Origin of the sequence: Edaphosphingomonas fennica (assembly GCF_003034225.1) — a bacterium.
Lineage (GTDB): Bacteria > Pseudomonadota > Alphaproteobacteria > Sphingomonadales > Sphingomonadaceae > Sphingomonas_E > Sphingomonas_E fennica.
On sequence record NZ_PHHF01000048.1, the window covers coordinates 1 to 17,863 of the forward strand.

Annotated in this window: 18 protein-coding genes and 1 tRNA gene; 14 read left to right on the forward strand and 5 right to left on the reverse strand. The window is 66.5% G+C overall.

From position 1 onward, the window contains the following. The 7 genes from CV103_RS11580 to CV103_RS11605 form a co-directional block, all read left to right on the forward strand. The coding region (locus CV103_RS11580) for an autotransporter family protein (protein ID WP_146163417.1) at positions 1-1,167 on the forward strand (1,167 nt) is incomplete at its 5' end. A gap of 357 nt (positions 1,168-1,524) precedes the next feature. Beyond that, on the forward strand, positions 1,525-2,193 hold the full coding sequence (locus CV103_RS11585) for an ATP-grasp domain-containing protein (protein WP_245896783.1): 669 nt from the start codon (positions 1,525-1,527) through the stop codon (positions 2,191-2,193). Beyond that, positions 2,190-2,426 (forward strand): hypothetical protein, encoded by a 237-nt coding sequence (locus tag CV103_RS22865; protein WP_245896784.1) that lies wholly within the window; start codon positions 2,190-2,192, stop codon positions 2,424-2,426. The genes CV103_RS11585 and CV103_RS22865 overlap by 4 nt, the downstream gene beginning before the upstream one ends. Continuing rightward, on the forward strand, positions 2,426-3,442 hold the full coding sequence (locus CV103_RS11590; RefSeq protein ID WP_107395007.1) for an LLM class flavin-dependent oxidoreductase: 1,017 nt from the start codon (positions 2,426-2,428) through the stop codon (positions 3,440-3,442). The genes CV103_RS22865 and CV103_RS11590 overlap by 1 nt, the downstream gene beginning before the upstream one ends. Then, positions 3,439-4,170, forward strand: coding sequence for a methionine ABC transporter ATP-binding protein (locus CV103_RS11595; protein WP_070933133.1), 732 nt, complete (start codon positions 3,439-3,441; stop codon positions 4,168-4,170). Before CV103_RS11590 ends, CV103_RS11595 begins: the two co-directional genes overlap by 4 nt. Next, positions 4,167-4,832, forward strand: a complete 666-nt coding sequence (locus CV103_RS11600; protein ID WP_107395008.1) for a methionine ABC transporter permease — start codon at positions 4,167-4,169, stop codon at positions 4,830-4,832. Before CV103_RS11595 ends, CV103_RS11600 begins: the two co-directional genes overlap by 4 nt. A gap of 13 nt (positions 4,833-4,845) precedes the next feature. Then, on the forward strand, positions 4,846-5,637 hold the full coding sequence (locus tag CV103_RS11605) for a MetQ/NlpA family ABC transporter substrate-binding protein (RefSeq protein ID WP_107395009.1): 792 nt from the start codon (positions 4,846-4,848) through the stop codon (positions 5,635-5,637). Positions 5,638-6,076: 439 nt separating this feature from the next. Here the strand turns inward: CV103_RS11605 and CV103_RS11610 are convergent. Both CV103_RS11610 and CV103_RS11615 read right to left on the reverse strand, forming a co-directional pair. Continuing rightward, a tRNA-Ala gene (locus tag CV103_RS11610) sits at positions 6,077-6,152 on the reverse strand. Positions 6,153-6,250: 98 nt separating this feature from the next. Beyond that, positions 6,251-6,568: a TIGR02300 family protein gene (locus CV103_RS11615; protein ID WP_015459819.1), complete on the reverse strand. Its 318-nt coding sequence runs from the start codon at positions 6,566-6,568 to the stop codon at positions 6,251-6,253. Between the two features lie 113 nt (positions 6,569-6,681). Between CV103_RS11615 and aroA the strand changes: the two genes are divergently transcribed. The 4 genes from aroA (at position 6,682) to rpsA (ending at position 11,562) form a co-directional block, all read left to right on the forward strand. After that, positions 6,682-8,058, forward strand: a complete 1,377-nt coding sequence (gene aroA / locus CV103_RS11620) for a 3-phosphoshikimate 1-carboxyvinyltransferase (RefSeq protein WP_107395010.1) — start codon at positions 6,682-6,684, stop codon at positions 8,056-8,058. Between the two features lie 14 nt (positions 8,059-8,072). Beyond that, a complete protein-coding gene (locus CV103_RS11625) occupies positions 8,073-9,044 on the forward strand; it encodes a proline iminopeptidase-family hydrolase (protein WP_245896786.1) in 972 nt (323 codons plus the stop codon). Continuing rightward, positions 9,041-9,685 carry a (d)CMP kinase gene (gene cmk / locus CV103_RS11630; protein ID WP_070933126.1) on the forward strand — a complete coding sequence of 215 codons (645 nt, stop codon included), beginning with the start codon at positions 9,041-9,043 and terminating at the stop codon, positions 9,683-9,685. Before CV103_RS11625 ends, cmk begins: the two co-directional genes overlap by 4 nt. A gap of 176 nt (positions 9,686-9,861) precedes the next feature. Next, positions 9,862-11,562, forward strand: coding sequence for a 30S ribosomal protein S1 (rpsA, locus tag CV103_RS11635; protein ID WP_107395012.1), 1,701 nt, complete (start codon positions 9,862-9,864; stop codon positions 11,560-11,562). A 107-nt stretch (positions 11,563-11,669) separates the two neighbouring features. Here the strand turns inward: rpsA and CV103_RS11640 are convergent, their stop codons facing one another. After that, positions 11,670-12,041 carry a c-type cytochrome gene (locus CV103_RS11640; RefSeq protein WP_236626799.1) on the reverse strand — a complete coding sequence of 124 codons (372 nt, stop codon included), beginning with the start codon at positions 12,039-12,041 and terminating at the stop codon, positions 11,670-11,672. A 246-nt stretch (positions 12,042-12,287) separates the two neighbouring features. Here CV103_RS11640 and CV103_RS11645 point away from each other — a divergent pair, with 246 nt between their 5' ends. Continuing rightward, positions 12,288-12,566, forward strand: a complete 279-nt coding sequence (locus CV103_RS11645) for an integration host factor subunit beta (protein ID WP_015459813.1) — start codon at positions 12,288-12,290, stop codon at positions 12,564-12,566. Positions 12,567-13,023: 457 nt separating this feature from the next. Here CV103_RS11645 and CV103_RS11650 read toward each other — a convergent pair whose 3' ends face one another. Beyond that, complete coding sequence (locus CV103_RS11650; RefSeq protein ID WP_107395013.1) at positions 13,024-14,352, reverse strand: acetyl-CoA hydrolase/transferase family protein; 1,329 nt, start codon at positions 14,350-14,352, stop codon at positions 13,024-13,026. A gap of 153 nt (positions 14,353-14,505) precedes the next feature. Here CV103_RS11650 and CV103_RS11655 point away from each other — a divergent pair, with 153 nt between their 5' ends. Together CV103_RS11655 and CV103_RS11660 are read left to right on the forward strand one after the other, a co-directional pair. Next, positions 14,506-16,131 (forward strand): acyl-CoA dehydrogenase family protein, encoded by a 1,626-nt coding sequence (locus CV103_RS11655; RefSeq protein WP_107395014.1) that lies wholly within the window; start codon positions 14,506-14,508, stop codon positions 16,129-16,131. A 105-nt stretch (positions 16,132-16,236) separates the two neighbouring features. Further along, positions 16,237-17,088: an ABC transporter substrate-binding protein gene (locus CV103_RS11660; protein WP_107395015.1), complete on the forward strand. Its 852-nt coding sequence runs from the start codon at positions 16,237-16,239 to the stop codon at positions 17,086-17,088. Positions 17,089-17,254: 166 nt separating this feature from the next. On the opposite strand, the gene cobO is transcribed toward CV103_RS11660, so the two are convergent. After that, complete coding sequence (cobO, locus tag CV103_RS11665; RefSeq protein ID WP_015459809.1) at positions 17,255-17,857, reverse strand: cob(I)yrinic acid a,c-diamide adenosyltransferase; 603 nt, start codon at positions 17,855-17,857, stop codon at positions 17,255-17,257. Between the last annotated feature and the right edge of the window lie 6 nt (positions 17,858-17,863).

Sequence of the window (17,863 nt, forward strand, 5' to 3'; positions counted from 1 at the left end):
ACCCCGACGCCGACACCCACTCCGACGCCGACACCCACTCCGACGCCACCTCCACCGCCGTGCACCGATCCGGATCAACCCTGCCCGCCCCCGACGCCGACGCCGACGCCCACTCCAACGCCCACGCCGACGCCAACCCCCACACCGACACCCACCCCGACCCCAACGCCGACACCGCACTATCGGCAGGAAACCTCGGTCTACGCCGCGGCACCGGCGATGATGGCGATTTACGGACGACAGATTCTCGACACGCTGCATGAACGCGTCGGCGAGGAAGAGCAGATCCGCGGCAATCCCGCGCTCGCCGATTCCGATAAATGGGCCAACGGCCTCTGGGGCCGGGTGATCCTGCGCCATGGCAAGTCCGATGGCGATCCGCTCGGCGTCTATGGCGACGGACCGTCCTACAAGTCCGATCTTGCCGCCTTCCAGATCGGCTTCGACGTCTATCGCGAACAGCAGAAACGCGACGACGGCACCGAGGCCGATCGCGATCATGCCGGCATCCTCGCCACCTATGGAACCATGGATGCCGATGTCGATCACAACCTGCTCGAACAGCGGTTCCGCGCCGGCAAGGTGAAGATGACCAACTATTCCATCGGCGCCTACTGGACGCACTTCGAGCCCGACGGCGCCTATCTCGATGCCGTCGTCCAAGCGACCTGGTACAATATGAAGCTGCGGTCATTGCGCCTGCCCGCCATCAAGACCGACGGCTTCGGCTTCGCCGCGTCGCTCGAGGGCGGCTATCCCATCCGCTTTGATGAGGATTGGCGGCTCGAGCCCCAGGCCCAGCTCATCTATCAGGCGCTCAGCATCGACAGCTTCGATGATCCCGGCGCCCACGTCCGCTTCCACGATCTCGATTCCCTTACCGGGCGGATCGGCCTCCGGCTCGCCAATTCGGGCGATCTGCAAGGCTGGCTGCGGGGCAATATCTGGCACGAGTTCCTCGGCAATTCGAAAACCGAATTCTCGTCTGCCGATGGCTTTGTTCCCTTCCGGTCCGATCCGCCCGTCACCTGGTGGCAGATCGGCCTCGGCACCAGCCTGCTCGTCGATCCGAAGCTCACCATCTTCGGCCAGGGCAGCTACGAATCCGCCTTCGATGGCGACAGCCATGCCTGGCAGGGCAAGATCGGCGTCAGAATCAATTGGTGATGGCCCGCGGATGCGGGTCGGGAGGCCACTTTCGCCCTCGGGCCGGCGCCTGGGCCAGCCCGGCTCGCCATGTGCAGCGCTGATGGCCAAGCCCGTGGGTCACTCGAGCGCTGATTTCCCATGAAGCCACCACCGGTTTCGCCCTTTTGCTCTACCTGATGCGCCAGATGGCGCGGATTCACTTCAGGCACTCTATCGGAGGATGGGACCCTCACCCGCGACGGAGGGCGATAGAATTTCTTGATTGCCTACCAATATGATTGAAAATAGGTGCGGCTCCTCCACCCAATGAGGCCAGTTTCGCATGGCATTCCCACCGCTGTCCGGCCAGGCAGCCAAGCCCGCATCGACGACTGCATGACCGACCTCACCATCGTTTACGAACATGACCAATGGTTCGAGCCGCTTTTCGCGGCCCTGCAGCGGCGCGGCCTCCCTTATTCGGCGATGCGCGCGGGCGGGAGCTTCGACCCCACCTGCCCGGCGCCGTCGCGGGTCGTGCTGAACAGAATCGCGATGTCCGCCATTCTCCGCAGCGCGGAGCAGCCGATCTTCTGGGGATTGGCATTGTTCGACGCCTGGGAAAGGGCCGGCGCTCGCGTGCTCAATGGCACCGCCGCCCTGGCGGTCGATACATCCAAGGCGCGCCAGCTCTCACTGATCGCATCGCTCGGGCTGGCCATCCCCCGCACGCGCGTCGTTCATCGCGTCGCTGACGTGGCGCAAGCGGCGGAAGCGATTGGGTTTCCCCTCGTGGTGAAGGCCAATATCGGCGGAGCCGGGGCGGGAATCGCGCGCTTCGACGATCGGGACGCTCTCCGCGCGGCCATTGCGGACCGGACGCTTCCCGGCAGCATCGACGGGACGCTTCTGGTGCAGGACTATGTGCCTGCGCGCGATGGCAGGATCATGCGGATCGAGACGCTGGACCGATCTATCTCTATGCCCTCGACATTGCCGGCGCCGGTGCTTTCGATCTTTGCCCGGCGGATGCCTGCCAGCGCCCCGATGGCGCGATCCGGATGAATGCGGTCGAGCCCGCCGAACCGCTGCGCGCCGCCGCCGAAGCCATTGCCCGCGCGGCGCATCTGGATGTCGGCGGGGTCGAGGTGATGATCGACGATCGCGACGGGACGCCGCGTTTCTACGATATCAACGCGCTGTCCAATTTCGTTGCGAAGCCGCTGGATGTGCTGGGCTGGGACCCGCACGAGAAGCTCGTCGACAGGCTCGAGGCCTGGATCGCGGAATCCCGCTGATGCGCTATGGCTACTGGATACCCGTCTTCGGCGGCTGGCTTCGCAATATTCCCGATGAAGGGATGGAGGCCAGCTGGGATTATTGCCGCCGCTTGACGCAGGCATCCGAACGCTGGGGCTATGATCTTGCGTTGATCGCCGAACTCAATCTCAACGATATCAAGGGTATCGAACAACCCGCGCTCGATGCATGGTCGACGGCGGCAGCTCTTGCCGCGGTAACCGAGCGTATCGAGCTGATGGTCGCGGTCCGCCCCAATTTTCACCATCCGGCGCTTTTCGCGAAAGCCGCGGCCAATATCGATCATATCTCGGGCGGGCGGCTGGCGCTCAATGTCGTGTCGTCATGGTGGGCGGACGAGGCGCGCCAATATGGCCTGCAGTTCGACGAGCATGACGATCGCTATGCCCGCACCGAAGAATGGCTCACGGTCGTGGAAGGGCTTTGGACCGAGGATCGCTTCAGCTTCGAGGGCAGCCACTATCGCATGGAGAACGCCATCTGCATGCCCAAGCCGTTGGGCAGGCCGACAATATATGCAGGGGGCGAAAGCGATCGCGCCAAGACGATGATTGCGCGACAATGCCACGCCTATGTCATGCATGGCGATCCGGTATCCACGATCGTCCCCAAGATCGCGGACATGCGCGCGCGTCGCGCGAAGATCGGCGGCACGCCGATGAAGTTCGGTATGGCGGCCTACGCCATCGTTCGGGACAGCGAGGCGGAAGCCCTGCGCGAGCTGGAACGCATCACGAGCATGGGCAGCTTGCCCGCCGGCTACGCCAATTTCGACCAGTGGCTGTCGGGCACGCAATTGGAGAGGGATCTGAAGCTCAGGGAATATGCGGTCTCCAATCGCGGCCTACGCCCCAATCTGGTCGGAACCCCGGAGCAGATCAGGGAACGGATCGCCGAATATGAACATGCGGGTGTCGATCTGCTGCTTCTCCAGATGAGCCCCCAGGCCGAGGAGATGGAACGCTTCGCCGCGCAGGTAATGGGTACGATATGATCCGCCTCGAAAATGTCGCGAAACGATTTGGCGACGGCACCGCCGCCTTGAGCGCGATCGACCTCGAAATTCCCCGTGGCGCGATCTTCGGCATCATTGGCCGGTCCGGCGCGGGCAAATCCACGCTGCTGCGCCTCATCAACGGGCTGGAGCATCCGAGCGAGGGCAATGTCCTTGTCGACGGGGCCTTGGTCTCGCGCCTGAGCGAAAGCGGATTGAGGAAGCTGCGTCGGCGTATCGGCATGATCTTCCAGTCGTTCGGGTTGCTGGCCAATCGGACGATCGCGGCGAATGTTGCCCTTCCCCTCGAACTGGATGGGGTGGCGCGATCGGACCGCGAGGCCCGTGTCGCCGAGCTTCTGGAGCGTGTCGGCATTGCTGACAAGGCATCCAGCTATCCCGCCGAACTTTCGGGAGGGCAGCGCCAGCGCGTCGGCATCGCGCGCGCGCTCGCGACCCGGCCGGAGATCCTGCTGTGCGATGAGGCGACGAGCGCGCTCGACCCGGAAACCACGCGATCGGTGCTGGCGCTGCTGGCGGATCTCAGCCGTGAAATGGGCCTGACCATCGTCCTCATTACCCATGAGATGGAAGTGATCCGGGCCATCTGTAGCCACGTCGCCGTGCTGGACCACGGGCATCTGGTCGAAGTGGGGCCGGTCGAGACGGTCTTCACCGCATCCACGCGGCAGGCGACGCTGGCTTTGCTCGGGGATGAGCGGAAATGATCGACTTCTTCCATAATATCGTCTGGGCCGATATCGCCCAGGCGACATTCGATACGCTTCTCATGCTGGGCGGCTCCTTCGCCCTGACCGTGATGCTGGGCATCCCCCTCGGCGTCCTGCTGTTCCTGACCGACCGTGGCCAGATCAGCCAGAATATCGCGGTGAACCGGCTGCTCGGCTTTTCCGTCAACATCCTGCGTTCGATCCCCTTCGTGATCCTGCTGATCATGATGATCCCCCTTACATTGGCCCTCGTCGGGACATCGCTCGGCGTCGCGGGAGCCATCCCGCCGCTGGTCGCAGGCGCGGCGCCCTTCTACGCCCGGCTCGTCGAGTCTGCCTTGCGGGAGATTCCGCGCTCCACGATCGAGGCCGTCCAGGCGATGGGGGCAACCCGCATCCAGATCATCACCAAGGTCCTGGTGCCCGAGGCGCTGCCCGGCATCGTATCCGGCGCGACGATTACCGCCATCGCGCTCGTTTCCTTCACCGCCATGGCAGGCGTGGTGGGAGCCGGCGGACTGGGAGATCTGGCGATCCGCTACGGCTATCAGCGGTTCCAGGGGGACGTCATGCTGGTGACCGTTGCGCTGTTGATCGTCCTTGTCCAGCTTATCCAATTTGCCGGCGATCGGCTCGCCGGGGCCGTGGACCATCGCTGAGGGAGTTTGTTCGATGCGTCGATCGCTTGTCGCGCTCATGTCCGTGCTGCTGCTCGCCGCCTGCGGGGGGGCCAAGCCGTCCGACCCCGGAACGCTCAGTATCGCGGCGACGGCGGTCCCGCATGCCGAGATTCTGGAGCATGTGCGCCCCACGCTGGAGAAGCAGGGTCTCAAGCTCCAGATCCGGGTCTTCAACGACTATGTCCAGCCCAACCTCCAGGTCGATCAGGGGCAGATCGACGTCAACTATTTCCAGACCAAGCCCTACCTCGACGAATTCAACGCGGCGCGGCATACCAAGCTCGAACCCATTGCCGGCATCCATATCGAGCCGCTGGGCGCCTATTCCCGGAAATGGCGGGACCTCGCACAATTGCCGTCGGGCGCGACCGTCGCCATCCCCAATGAAGCGAGCAATGGCGGACGCGCGCTGCTCCTCCTGCAGAAGGCCGGGCTGATCCGCCTGAAACAGGCGGACAATCCGCTTTCAACCGTCCGCGACGTGATCGAGAATCCACGCAACCTCCGCTTCCGCGAACTGGAATCCGCAACATTGCCCCGAATGCTCGGCGAGGTGGATCTGGCGCTGATCAACACCAATTACGCTCTCGATGCCAAGCTCAATCCCGTCCGGGACGCGCTGGCGATCGAGGATGGCAAATCGCCTTACGTGAACTTCGTCGTCGGCCGCCCAGGCAGCAGCAAGGACCCGCGCGTCGTCAAGCTGATCGCGGCCCTCAGAAGCGACGACGTGAAAGCCTATCTCGCCTCCAAATATCAGGGAGCCGTGCTTCCCGCCTTCTGACCCGCCAGGCTTGAACCAGGCCGCGATCCGACCATTCCGGACATGGACGGATCGCACCGATGCGCGGGCGGCTGGAGCATCCGCAATGATCAACCGCCAGAGGCGATCTGCTTTGAGCAGAGCGTTGGCTGTAACGATGAGCTTTCGCATGACCGCAGCGACGGCGACCATGGCAGGTTTTTCGGCGGTGACCATCTGCCGATACTATACCTAAAGGTCGGGGTTGAAGCGCGCGGCGATCGGCGCCGGCGTGAAGAACTGCCGCCACCTGCGACCGGAGTATCTCCGGGAATTTATCGCCGGTGTGGAAAGATATTGGCGGCGGACATACAGGCATATGACCGCCTGCCTACGATACCGCATGATGCCAATGTGATTATATCAGCGGCCAAGCCCGCCGCCTGGGCATGAAAAAAGCCCGGCAAGCCGGGCTTTGAAATGGTGGAGCCGAGGGGGATCGAACCCCTGACCTTCGCAATGCCATTGCGACGCTCTCCCAGCTGAGCTACGGCCCCATCTCAATTCATCCGCCGGTTGGGCCCGGCGGGGAGGCGCTCCTCTAAGCGGGCTCGCCTCCCCCTGCAAGATGCTTTTTTTACGAAAATCGCATTTTTTAATTTTCGTCGTCGTCGCCACCCGTTGCGACGCCGATATCGTCGTCGCCGCCCAGATCGACGTCGTCGTCGGGGCTCGGCTCGGCATCCTCGTCGATATCCAGATCCTCTTCGGACAGGTCGGCATCGACCTTCTCGGGATCATCCGCCTTCTTGGGCGCATCGAACGGCAGCGGCTGCTTGGACTTCAGGATGGGATCGGGTTCCCACGCCGTCCCGCATTCGATGCAGGTGACGGGATCTTCCTTGCCAAGATCGTAGAAGCGGGTGCCGCATTTCGGGCAGGTCCGCTTGGTGCCCCATTCAGGTTTCACCACGGCTATGAGACTCCACGGAAAGGAATTGGATAAACACCCCCGCGCCACCGGCACGCGAGCGAAACGCCGGGCGCCTTGCCATAGCGGGGAGCCGCTGTCAAAAGCCGCGTCCGATGAACGCCTCCTCCCCTTCCGTTCCGCCCGCATCCGCATCCTTCCACGCGCCGGGGCCGCTTGCCGGCGCCGTCCGCGTGCCGGGGGACAAATCGATCTCGCACCGTTCGCTGATGCTTTCCGCGCTGGCCGTGGGCGAAAGCGTGGTGGAAGGGCTGCTGGAGGGCGAGGACGTGATCGCCACCGCCGCCGCGATGCGGGCGATGGGCGCCGATATCGCACGGGGCGAGGACGGCCGCTGGCGCATCCACGGCGTCGGCGTGGGCGGGCTGCTCCAGCCGCGCGAGGCCCTGGACATGGGCAATTCCGGCACGTCCACCCGGCTGCTGCTGGGCCTCGTCGCCAGCCACCCGATCAGCGCCACCTTCATCGGCGATGCCTCGCTGTCGAAGCGGCCGATGGGCCGCGTCACCGATCCGCTGGGGCTGATGGGCGCGGAATTCACCGCCAGCCCCGGCGCCGGGGGGAGCCAGTGCCTGCCGCTGATGGTGCGCGGCATCTGCCCGGCGGTGCCGATCGAATATCGCCTGCCGGTGGCATCGGCGCAGGTGAAGTCGGCCATATTGCTCGCCGGCCTCAACACGCCCGGCGAAACCCGCGTGATCGAGCCGGTGCCGACCCGCGACCATAGCGAGCGCATGCTGCGCGGCTTCGGCGCCGATCTTTCGGTGGAGGAGGACGGCCAGGGCGCCCGCATCATCTCCATCCGGGGCGAGGCGGAGCTGAAGCCGCAGGCGATCACCGTGCCGGGCGATCCTTCCTCCGCCGCCTTCCCCGTGGTCGCAGCGCTGCTGGTGCCGGGATCGGTGGTGACGGTGGAGAATGTGGGCCTCAACCCCACCCGCGCCGGCCTCTATCAGGTGCTTCGCGCCATGGGCGGCGACATCGCCTTCACCAATGAGCGCACCGTCGGCGGCGAGCCGGTGGCCGATCTCGTCGTCCGCCACTCCGCGCTTTCGGGGATCGACGTCCCGCCCGATGTCGTGCCGAGCATGGTGGACGAGTTCCCGGTGCTGTTCGTGGCCGCCGCCCTCGCCCGGGGCCGCACGGTGATGCGCGGGCTGGAGGAGCTGCGCGTCAAGGAATCGGATCGCATCCGGGTGATGGCCGAAGGGCTCGCCGCGATCGGCGCGCGGGTGGAGGAGCTGGAGGACGGGCTGATCGTCGACGGCACCGGCGGCGATCCGCTTGCCGGCGGCGCCACCGTCGCCGCCCATCTCGATCACCGCATCGCCATGAGCTTCGCCGTGGCCGGGCTGGTCGCGCGCAAGCCCGTCGTCATCGACGATATGGCCCCCGTCGCCACCAGTTTCCCCGGCTTTGCCGCCATGCTAGCCCGTCTGGGTGCCGAGATTCGGCCCGCCCAGCGCGATTGAACCGGGATATGGAAATGGATCGCCGGACAACGCTGGCCATGGCCGGCGCCACCTTGCTCTCCCCGGCAGCCGCGCTTGCCGAAACCGCGCCGCGCCTCGCGCCCGATCGGGAATTGATGGTCCCCGTTCCCGGCGGCCGCGCTTACGTGCGGATCAACGGCGATCTGGCGGGGCCCCGCCCCCCGGTCGTGATGGTCCATGGCGGCCCCGGCGGCTCGCACGGCGCCTTCCTGCCGGCCCTGCCGCTGGCGCGGGATCGCGCGGTGATCCTTTACGACCAGCTCGATTGCGGGCTTTCCGAAAAGCCGGGCGATCCCGCCAACTGGCGCGTTCCCCGCTTCGTGGAGGAGCTGGAGGCGATCCGCGCCGCGCTGGGCGTCGATCGCTGGCATGTGCTGGGGCATAGCTGGGGGGGCACGGTCGCGCTGGAATATGCGGCACGGCAACCGGAGGCGCTGGTTAGCCTGGTCCTTCAGGGGCCGCTCATCTCCACCCGCGCCTGGATGGCGGATGCGGCGACGCTCCGCGCGAAGCTGCCGGCGGACGTGCAGGCCGCGCTCACCGCCTGCGAAGGCGCCAGCCCGCCCCCTGTCGCCGCCTGCACCGCCGCGGTCGATGCCTTCTATGCCCGTTTCTGGCGGCTGCGCCCGGCCCCGCAATGGGCGATCGACTATGAGCAGGCGCACGGGCTGAAGCTCGCGGCCAATCTCTACAATCACATGTGGGGACCCAACGAATTCCGCGCGACCGGCACGCTCAAGGATTATGATGGCGAGCCGCTGCTGAAGCGCGTCGCCGCGCCCACCCTCTTCCTGATCGGCGATTCGGATGAGGTGACGCCCGAAACCGCGCGCCGCTTCACCGCGGAAACCCCCGGCGCCCGGCTGGAGATCATCGCCGGTGCCGCGCACCGCACCCAGTCCGACCAGCCGGAAGTCTATAATGCCGCGCTCTCCGCCTGGCTCGCGGGGCACGACCCGAAATGATCATCGCCGTCGACGGACCCGCCGCATCGGGCAAGGGCACCATCGCCCGCGCGCTCGCCGCGCATTTCGGCCTCCCCTGCCTCGATACCGGGCTGCTTTACCGCGCGGTCGGCGTGCAGGTGCTGCGCGACGGCGGCGATCCGGAGAATGAGGCGGATGCGCTCGCCGCCTGCGCTTTCGACGACGCCCTCCTCGCCGATCCCGAGCTGAAGACGGAGATTGCCGGCGCCGCCGCCTCGCGCGTTTCGGCCATTCCGGCGGTGCGCGCGGCGCTCGTCGCCCGGCAGCGCGCCTTCGCCGCCCAGCCCGGCGGCGCGGTGCTGGACGGGCGGGATATCGGCACGGTCATCGCGCCCGATGCCGATGCCAAGCTGTTCGTGAAGGCCACGCCCCATGTCCGCGCGCGCCGCCGGCATGACGAGCTGGTCCGGCTGGGGCATGACGATATCAGCTTCGACAGGGTGCTCGCCGATATCCGCGCGCGCGATCTTCGGGACAGCACCCGCGCCGCCGCGCCGCTCCGCCCGGCGGACGATGCCGCCTTGCTGGACACGAGCTATATGGATATAGACGCAGCCGTCGATCGGGCGATTTCGCTCGTGGAAGACCGGCTCGGGATCGGCCGCGCGGCCACCCGGTAGAGCGCGCATGGGGCACTGGCGGAACGACGCCGGGGCCTTTCTGCGCGCTTTCGGCTTTTCGCGGAAGAAGCGTCGGAAAGATGCTGCACGGGCATGGGGCTCGTGCGGCGGTTCGGCCAAAAGACCTCCGGAATCAACCGGATGGCCGGAAACCGTCAGTCAGGAAACACATACACATGGCCACTACGGCAAACCCCACCCGCGATGATTTCGCGGCGCTCCTCAACCAGACGCTCGGCGACGAGCAGGGCTTCGAGGGCCGCGTCGTCAAGGGCACCGTCACCGCGATCGAAAACGACATGGCCGTCATCGACGTCGGTCTGAAGTCGGAAGGTCGAGTCGCGCTGCGCGAATTCGCGCCGGCGCCGGGCCAGAAGGCCGATCTCAAGGTCGGTGACGAAGTCGAGGTCTATGTCGACCGCGTCGAGAATTCGATGGGCGAAGCGATGCTGTCGCGCGATCGCGCCCGCCGCGAAGCCGCGTGGGACAAGCTCGAGACCGAATTCGGCCAGGGCGCCCGCGTCGACGGCGTCATCTTCGGCCGCGTCAAGGGCGGCTTCACCGTCGACCTCAACGGCGCCGTGGCCTTCCTGCCGGGCAGCCAGGTCGATATCCGCCCCGTGCGCGACGTCACCCCGCTGATGGACATTCCGCAGCCCTTCCAGATCCTCAAGATGGATCGCCGCCGCGGCAACATCGTCGTGTCGCGCCGCGCCGTGCTGGAAGAGACCCGCGCCGAACAGCGCACGGGCCTGATCCAGTCGCTGCATGAAGGCCAGGTGATCGAGGGTGTCGTCAAGAACATCACCGATTACGGCGCCTTCGTGGATCTGGGCGGCATCGACGGCCTGCTCCACGTCACCGACCTCAGCTACAAGCGCGTCGGCCACCCGAGCGAGATGATCAACATCGGCGATACCGTCCGTGTCCAGATCATCCGCATCAACCGCGAAACCCAGCGCATCTCGCTCGGCATGAAGCAGCTCGAGAGCGATCCGTGGGAAGGCGCCGCCGCCAAGTATCCGATCGGCGCGAAGTTCACCGGCCGCGTGACCAACATCACCGAATATGGTGCCTTCGTCGAACTGGAGCCGGGCATCGAGGGCCTCGTCCACGTCTCCGAAATGAGCTGGACCAAGAAGAACGTCCATCCGGGCAAGATCGTCTCCACCAGCCAGGAAGTGGACGTGGTCATCCTTGAGGTCGACGCCGACAAGCGCCGCATCTCGCTGGGCCTGAAGCAGGCGATCAGCAATCCGTGGGAAGCCTTCGCCGAGAAGCACCCGGTCGGCTCGACCGTCGAGGGCGAAGTCAAGAACGCCACCGAATTCGGCCTGTTCATCGGCCTGGATGGCGACGTGGACGGCATGGTCCACATGTCGGACATCGCCTGGGGCGTTTCGGGCGAGGAAGCCCTGGCTCTGCATCACAAGGGCGAGACGGTGCAGGCCGTCGTGCTCGACATCGATCCGGAGAAGGAGCGCATCTCGCTCGGCATGAAGCAGCTTGAGCGCGGCGGCGTCGTGGCCACCGGCGGCGACAAGCTCAACAAGAACGCGATCATCACCGTCACCGTCCTCTCGGTCGGCGATGCGGGCCTCGACGTGCAGGCCGGCGACGACGGCGCGGTCGGCTTCATCAAGCGCGGCGATCTCGGCCGCGACCGCGACGAGCAGCGTCCGGAGCGCTTCCAGGTCGGCCAGAAGTTCGACGCGATGGTCACCGGCTTCGATCGTTCGAAGAAGCCGACCTTCTCGATCAAGGCGATGCAGATCGCCGAGGAGAAGCAGGCCGTGGCGCAGTATGGCTCGTCCGACTCCGGCGCGTCGCTGGGCGACATCCTCGGCGCGGCGCTGAACAAGGCGCGCGGCGAATAATCGCTCCGCCTTCACGGGCGAACGAAAAGAGGGCGCGGATCGCAAGGTCCGCGCCCTTTTTCTTGGTCCGGCAGCAGGAAGAGCGGGCGCGGCGCCGGCGCGTGCGCCTATTTCAGCGACAGCATATAATCCGCGAGCGCGGCGGCGACCGCCGGGTCCTTCTGGCCCGCATAGGCCATCCGGTTGCCGGGCGCGATCTTGCGCGGATCGGTGATGAAGGCGATCAGCGTCGCGCGCGTCCACGGCTGCTGCAGCTTCTGCAGGGCGGGGGAAAAGGTGTAACCCGTAAGGCTAGCGGGCTTTCTTCCGCCCACGCCCCACAGGTTCGGCCCCATCGGCGATGATGCGCCGGGCTGGGTCTTGTGGCAGGCGGCGCACATCGCGAAGGCCGGCGGCCGCGGCAAAGGCGCGGCAAAGGCCGGGATCGACAGGGTCGCGGCGATCCCCGCCGCCAGTGATTTCCGAAAGCCCATCCTCATCCCGCTTCCCTTTCCCGCAGTCCGGCCCCTGGTGGCGACAAGCGATCGATCCATACAAAGGACCGTCGCTTTCCTCTTCGTTTTGCTGCATAATGCCGGAGTCCGGCAACCGAAAGGCCGCCGGACCGTTGCGGGTGCGGCGATCGTTTCGAAGGCATGGGACCGTGGGGGTCTCCGGCCGAAAAACGAAACGGCGGCGTATTCGCGGCGCGGACGGTCCGTGGGCATCAACTTGGGGGGAGGCCAATGATCAGATCGGAACTCGTACAATTACTCTCTAAGGATAATCCGGGTCTTTCGGCTGCGGAAGTCGAACGGATAGTCAGCATCTTCTTCGAGGAGATCGCTGAACGACTGAAGGAAGACGGGCGCGTCGAGCTGCGCGGCTTCGGTGCCTTTTCCACGCGCGCGCGCGTTGCTCGCACCGGCCGCAACCCCCGCACCGGGGAATCGGTGAAGGTGGATGCCAAGCGCGTGCCCTATTTCAAGCCGGGCAAGGAGATGCGCGCGCGCCTCAATGTGTAGGCGCGTGCAAATTCCGGCTTGACCGCAAACGCGGCTTGCGGCCTTTGGGCGCAAGCCGCGGACGTGGCGAAATCGGTAGACGCAGCAGACTTAAACAAATTGAGTGCCCATGGGGAAACCCATGGCGTAGAACCGCTCAAATTCGGGGAAAGCTACGGCCGGCCCATGCCTGCCATGCCGATCCCGAGCCAAGCCCTCCCCGCCCCGGCGGGAAGGGAAGGTGTAGAGACTGGACGGGCGGCGCCTTCGGCTTCCTGCAAGGGGCCATGGCGAAGGGACAGTCCGGACCACGAACGGCTCGGCCTCCAGGGTCTGCCGGCGGCGAAAGCCGAAGTGGTGCGAAAATCTGCTTTTCTTCGTGAAAGTGCGGGTTCGAGTCCCGCCGTCCGCACCAGCTTTCCGGCGAAAGCCTTCGATCGGTCCCCGATCGGAAAGCCACCGCAAAGCGGCCCGGCGATCAGCCGAATATCAGCCCCTGTTCCCGCGCCGCGCGGGCCAGCTCCTCACGGAATTGCGGCGCCGCGATCGCGATCAGGGCACAGGCCCGCTCCTCGCTGGTCAGCCCGCGCAGATTGGCCACGCCATGTTCGGTCACGATATGGTGCACGTCGTTGCGCGGTGTCGTCACCGGCCCGTCCAGCCGCGGCACGATGCGGGATGCCGTGCCCCTGGCCGCCGTCGCATGGCAGGCGATGATCGATCGCCCGCCCGGCGAGGCCGATGCCCCGCGCACGAAATCCAGCTGCCCGCCGGCCGCCGTATATTGCCGCCCGTCGAGAAATTCCGAACAGCAGGCCCCCGTCAGGTCCACCTGCAGCGTCGCGTTGATCGAGACCATCTTCGCATTGCGCGCGATCACCGCCGGATCGTTCACATAGCTTACGGGATAGGCTTCCAGATCGGGATTGCCGTCGATGAAGTCGTAGGTCGTCCGGTCGCCCATGGAGAAGGTGAAGATGCCCTTGCCGGGATGCAGCGTCTTGCGCGCGTTGGTGATCGCGCCCCTGCGCATCAGCTCCACCGGCCCCGGCGTCAGCATCTCGGTATGCAGCCCCAGGTCGCGATGCCCGGCCAGCGCCTCGCACACCGCATCCGGCACCGCGCCGATGCCGAGCTGCAGCGTCGTCCCATCCTCCACCAGCCCGGCGATCAGCGCGCCGATCGCCCGGTCCTCGGGCCGCAGCGCGGCGGGCGGCGCCTCGATCAGCGGCGCCGCATGCTCGACGATCGCCGCCACCTGCGAAACATGCAGCCGCGAATCGCCGAAGGTGCGCGGCATGTGCGGATTGACCTCGACGATCACGCGCCCCACCCGATCCGCGACAGGCTTGGCATAATCGGTGTTGGTGCCGAAGCTGAACCAGCCTTCCGCATCCATCGGCGAAACGGTGCAGACCAGGCTGTCCACGCCCACCTCGTCGCACATCAGGCGCGGCACCTGCTGGAAGCTCGTCGGGATGAAGCGCACGCCGCGCCGTCCGGCCTCGGCCGCGCGCCTGTCGATCGCGCGCTCCACCGGCCCGTGGAACAGGCTGTAGGGCTGGATGCGATCGGCCAGTTCCTCGCGCAGCACGGTCTCCCCGGCGATCGCGGTCGACAGCAGGTAATAGAGGCGGATATCGCCCACCAGCCCCTGCTCCGCCCGCCGGGCGAGCGCCGCCAGCAGCGCCGGCGGCTGGGATACGCCCATGCCCATCGCCAGCTTCGCGCCGGAAGGGATCAGGGCGGCGGCCGCCTCGGCGCTCAGCAGTTTTTCCCGATATGCCGCTTCGAACTCCGATGCCATGCGCCGTCCGCCATCCTCTGCCCGCCGCCCGGTCGCGGCCCGCCATGCCTAACCGCCCGCTCCCCGGCCATCAATCGTCCCGGATTCGGCCTGCGCCGGATATCGGGCTATCGATGGGCCAGCCGCCACCACAGCCAAGGGACGCGCCGCGCCATGCCGATCCTCCGCCCGATCGCCGAGCTCGATACCCATGATGTGTTCAACCAGCCGCCGCCATTCGAGGATGTGGACCTGTTCAGCGGCGATCGCGCGCTTGCCGAAGCCGTGGCGGATGCGGGCGGCACCCGGCATTTCGATCGGCTTGGCGCCCTCGGCCGACGCGTCGGCTCGGCGGAGGTGATCGACTGGGGTGTCGAGGCCAATCGCAATCCGCCCGTGCTGGAAGGCTTCGATCGCTACGGCCGGCGGATCGACGAGGTGCGTTTCCACCCCGCTTATCATCAGCTTATGGCGCTCGGCATCGAAAGCGGCCTCTGTTCCGTCGCGTGGGACGGCACGCCCGCCGGCCATGTCGCCCATGCCGCGATCCTGTTCCTCACCGGCCAGGCGGATTCGGGCACGAGCTGCCCGATGACGATGACCTACGCCGCCGTCCCCGCGTTCATGGCCGAACCCGACGTCGCGGCCGAATGGGTGCCGCGCATCCTCGCCGGCCGCTATGACCCCGCCTCACGCCCCGCGCCGGAAAAGGCGGGCATCACCATCGGCATGGCGATGACGGAGAAGCAGGGCGGATCGGACGTGCGGGCCAACGCCACCCGCGCGGAGGCTGCGGGCGAGGATGGCTGGTATCGGCTCACCGGCCATAAATGGTTCTGCTCGGCGCCGATGTGCGATGCCTTCCTCACATTGGCGCAGGTGGAAGGCGGCGGCCTCACCTGCTTCCTGATGCCGCGCTGGCTGCCGGATGGCGCGCGCAACGCCGGATTCCGGGTGATGCGCCTCAAGGACAAGCTGGGCGATCGCTCCAACGCCTCGTCGGAAATCGAATATCATGGCGCGCTCGCCCGGCGGATCGGGCTGGAAGGGCGCGGCGTGGCCACCATCATCCGCATGGTGCAGCACACCCGCCTCGATTGCGTGGTCGGCTCCACGCTCCAGATGCGCAGCGCTCTCGCTCATGCGCTCTGGCACTGCGCCCATCGTTCCGCCTTCCAGCGCCGGCTGATCGATCAGCCGGCCATGGCGGCCGTGCTGGCCGATCTCGCGGTGGAGAGCGAGGCCGCGACCGCGCTCGCCTTCCGCCTCGCCGCGGCCTTCGATGCGGACGATCCCCTCGCCCGCCTGCTCACCCCCATCGCCAAATATTGGATCTGCAAGCGCGCGCCGGGCTTCGTCTATGAGGCGATGGAATGCCATGGCGGCGCCGGCTATGTCGAAACCGGGCCGATGCCCCGCCTCTTCCGCCAATCCCCGCTCAACGCGATCTGGGAAGGATCGGGCAACGTCATCGCGCTCGATGTGCTGCGCGCCATCGCCCGCGAGCCGGAAAGCGTGGAGGCGCTGCACGCCTTCCTCCACGCCGCCCGCGGCCACGACGCCGCTTATGATCGCTGGATCGACGGCATCGCCTTTTCCGGGCTCGACGAAGCCGGGGCGCGGCTGCAGGTGGAGCGCCTGGCGCTTGCCGCCCAGGCCGCATTGCTGATCGGTCGCGGCAGCCCGGTGGCGGACGCCTTCTGCCGCCTCCGCCTGCACCCGCGCGGCATGGCCTACGGCGCCTTCGATGCCGCCATCGATGCGCGGTCGATCATCGATCGGGCGATGCCGGGCGGCTGAGGCGGATATTCAAGGGGTAGTGTGCGGTTACGCGAAGAAATCCTCACCTGAACCCGGCAGCCTGATCCGATTCCCTCCCGCCGGAAATCACCCTATGGGCAGCCGATGCATATGCTGTCCAAGGCGCTGGTTCTGCTGGCGGGCGCAATCGGCCTGGGGGCTGTGCCGGCCGGCGCGGCGCCGCCGCGGCGCATCGTCTCGCTCAATCTCTGCGCCGATCAATATCTGCTGGCGCTCGCCGATCCCGGCCAGATCGCGTCCCTCACCCAGTTTGCGCGCGATCCCGCCATGTCGGCCGCGGCCGGCAAGGTCGGCGATATCCGCCAGTCGACCGGATCGGCGGAGGAAGTTCTCGCCCTCCAGCCCGATCTGGTGATCGCCAGCCCTTCGCGGCGACGGGAAACGGTGGCCATCCTCAAGGCCCGCAACCTCCCCATCCTCTCGCTGCCGTCCGCCCAAAGCTATGCGGATATCGTATCGCAGGTGCGGCAGGTGGCAGGCGCCATCGGCCATCCCGAACGGGGCGAGGCGCTCATCCGCCGGATGGATCAGGCGCTCGCCCGTCTGCGGCCGGCGCCGGGCGCCCCGGTCGCGGCTTATTATCAGCGGCGCGGCTATCTCACCGGCAGCGGCACGCTGATCGACGATCTGATGATGCGCGCCGGCGCGGTCAATCTCGCCGGCAGGCTCGGCCGCCCCGCCCTCTCGCAGCTTTCGGTCGAGGAAATGGTCGCCGCCCGCCCCGATTATCTGATCGTCGATGGCGATGGCGCTGCAACCGATCTCGGCACCGAAATGCTCCATCACCCCGCGCTCGCCGCCATCCCGCGCGTCCAGCTGCCCATGGCCTGGACGGTGTGCGGCGGCCCCGCCTACGTCCTCGCCGCCGAAAGCCTGTCGCGGCAATTGTCGTCCCAGCCCTCCGCTCATTACGGCGATGTCCGATCCGGCAGGTAATCCCGCCTGCCCGGAAATCCCTCTAGGACCAATCGACATTCAGATGATGGCGCGACGAAAATGGTGGTTTTCTGTGACCCGGAGCGCAGCCTGCTCAAAGTAGGTGAGCACCGGAAACGCAGGAAACCGCCATTTGCAGGCCGTCAGGGCTGAATGTCGATTGGTCCTAGAACTCGATGCCCGGCTGCGCCTTCACGCCGCTGCGGAAGGGATGCTTCACCAGCGCCATCTCGGTCACGAGGTCGGCCGCCTCCATCAGCGGCTCGGGCGCGTTGCGGCCGGTGACGATGACATGCTTCATCTCCGGCTTGGCGGCGAGCACTTCCAGCACCTCCTCCAGCGGCAGATAGTCGTAGCGCAGCACGATGTTCAGCTCGTCCGCCAGAACCATCTGATAGGCTGGATCGGCGATCATCCGCTTCACCTCCTCCCATGCCTGCCGGGCCACCGCGATGTCGCGCGCGCGGTCCTGCGTGTTCCAGGTGAAGCCTTCGCCCATCGGACGGAATTCCACGCGATCGGGGAAGGCATCGAACACCGCCTTCTCGCCCGTCGCCATCGCGCCCTTCACGAACTGGACGACGCCCACCTTCATGCCATGGCCGATCGCGCGCACCACCATGCCCAGGGCCGCCGTGGTCTTGCCCTTGCCTTTGCCCGTGTGGACGATCAGCAGGCCCTGCTCGCGGGTCTTGTTGGCCATGATCTTCTCATGCGCGGCCTGCTTCTTCTTCATCTTCTCGTTATGGCGCTCGTCCGATCGTTCCATGGCTCG

Bases quoted from the DNA above. Each gene is read 5' to 3' on its own strand.
- CV103_RS11585 (WP_245896783.1), top strand. From the start codon at position 1,525: ATGACCGACCTCACCATCGTTTACGAACATGACCAATGGTTCGAGCCG.
- CV103_RS22865 (WP_245896784.1), top strand. From the start codon at position 2,190: ATGAATGCGGTCGAGCCCGCCGAACCGCTGCGCGCCGCCGCCGAAGCC.
- CV103_RS11590 (WP_107395007.1), top strand. From the start codon at position 2,426: ATGCGCTATGGCTACTGGATACCCGTCTTCGGCGGCTGGCTTCGCAAT.
- CV103_RS11595 (WP_070933133.1), top strand. From the start codon at position 3,439: ATGATCCGCCTCGAAAATGTCGCGAAACGATTTGGCGACGGCACCGCC.
- CV103_RS11600 (WP_107395008.1), top strand. From the start codon at position 4,167: ATGATCGACTTCTTCCATAATATCGTCTGGGCCGATATCGCCCAGGCG.
- CV103_RS11605 (WP_107395009.1), top strand. From the start codon at position 4,846: ATGCGTCGATCGCTTGTCGCGCTCATGTCCGTGCTGCTGCTCGCCGCC.
- aroA (WP_107395010.1), top strand. From the start codon at position 6,682: ATGAACGCCTCCTCCCCTTCCGTTCCGCCCGCATCCGCATCCTTCCAC.
- CV103_RS11625 (WP_245896786.1), top strand. From the start codon at position 8,073: ATGGATCGCCGGACAACGCTGGCCATGGCCGGCGCCACCTTGCTCTCC.
- cmk (WP_070933126.1), top strand. From the start codon at position 9,041: ATGATCATCGCCGTCGACGGACCCGCCGCATCGGGCAAGGGCACCATC.
- rpsA (WP_107395012.1), top strand. From the start codon at position 9,862: ATGGCCACTACGGCAAACCCCACCCGCGATGATTTCGCGGCGCTCCTC.
- CV103_RS11640 (WP_236626799.1), bottom strand. From the start codon at position 12,041: ATGAGGATGGGCTTTCGGAAATCACTGGCGGCGGGGATCGCCGCGACC.
- CV103_RS11645 (WP_015459813.1), top strand. From the start codon at position 12,288: ATGATCAGATCGGAACTCGTACAATTACTCTCTAAGGATAATCCGGGT.
- CV103_RS11650 (WP_107395013.1), bottom strand. From the start codon at position 14,352: ATGGCATCGGAGTTCGAAGCGGCATATCGGGAAAAACTGCTGAGCGCC.
- CV103_RS11655 (WP_107395014.1), top strand. From the start codon at position 14,506: ATGCCGATCCTCCGCCCGATCGCCGAGCTCGATACCCATGATGTGTTC.
- CV103_RS11660 (WP_107395015.1), top strand. From the start codon at position 16,237: ATGCATATGCTGTCCAAGGCGCTGGTTCTGCTGGCGGGCGCAATCGGC.
- cobO (WP_015459809.1), bottom strand. From the start codon at position 17,857: ATGGAACGATCGGACGAGCGCCATAACGAGAAGATGAAGAAGAAGCAG.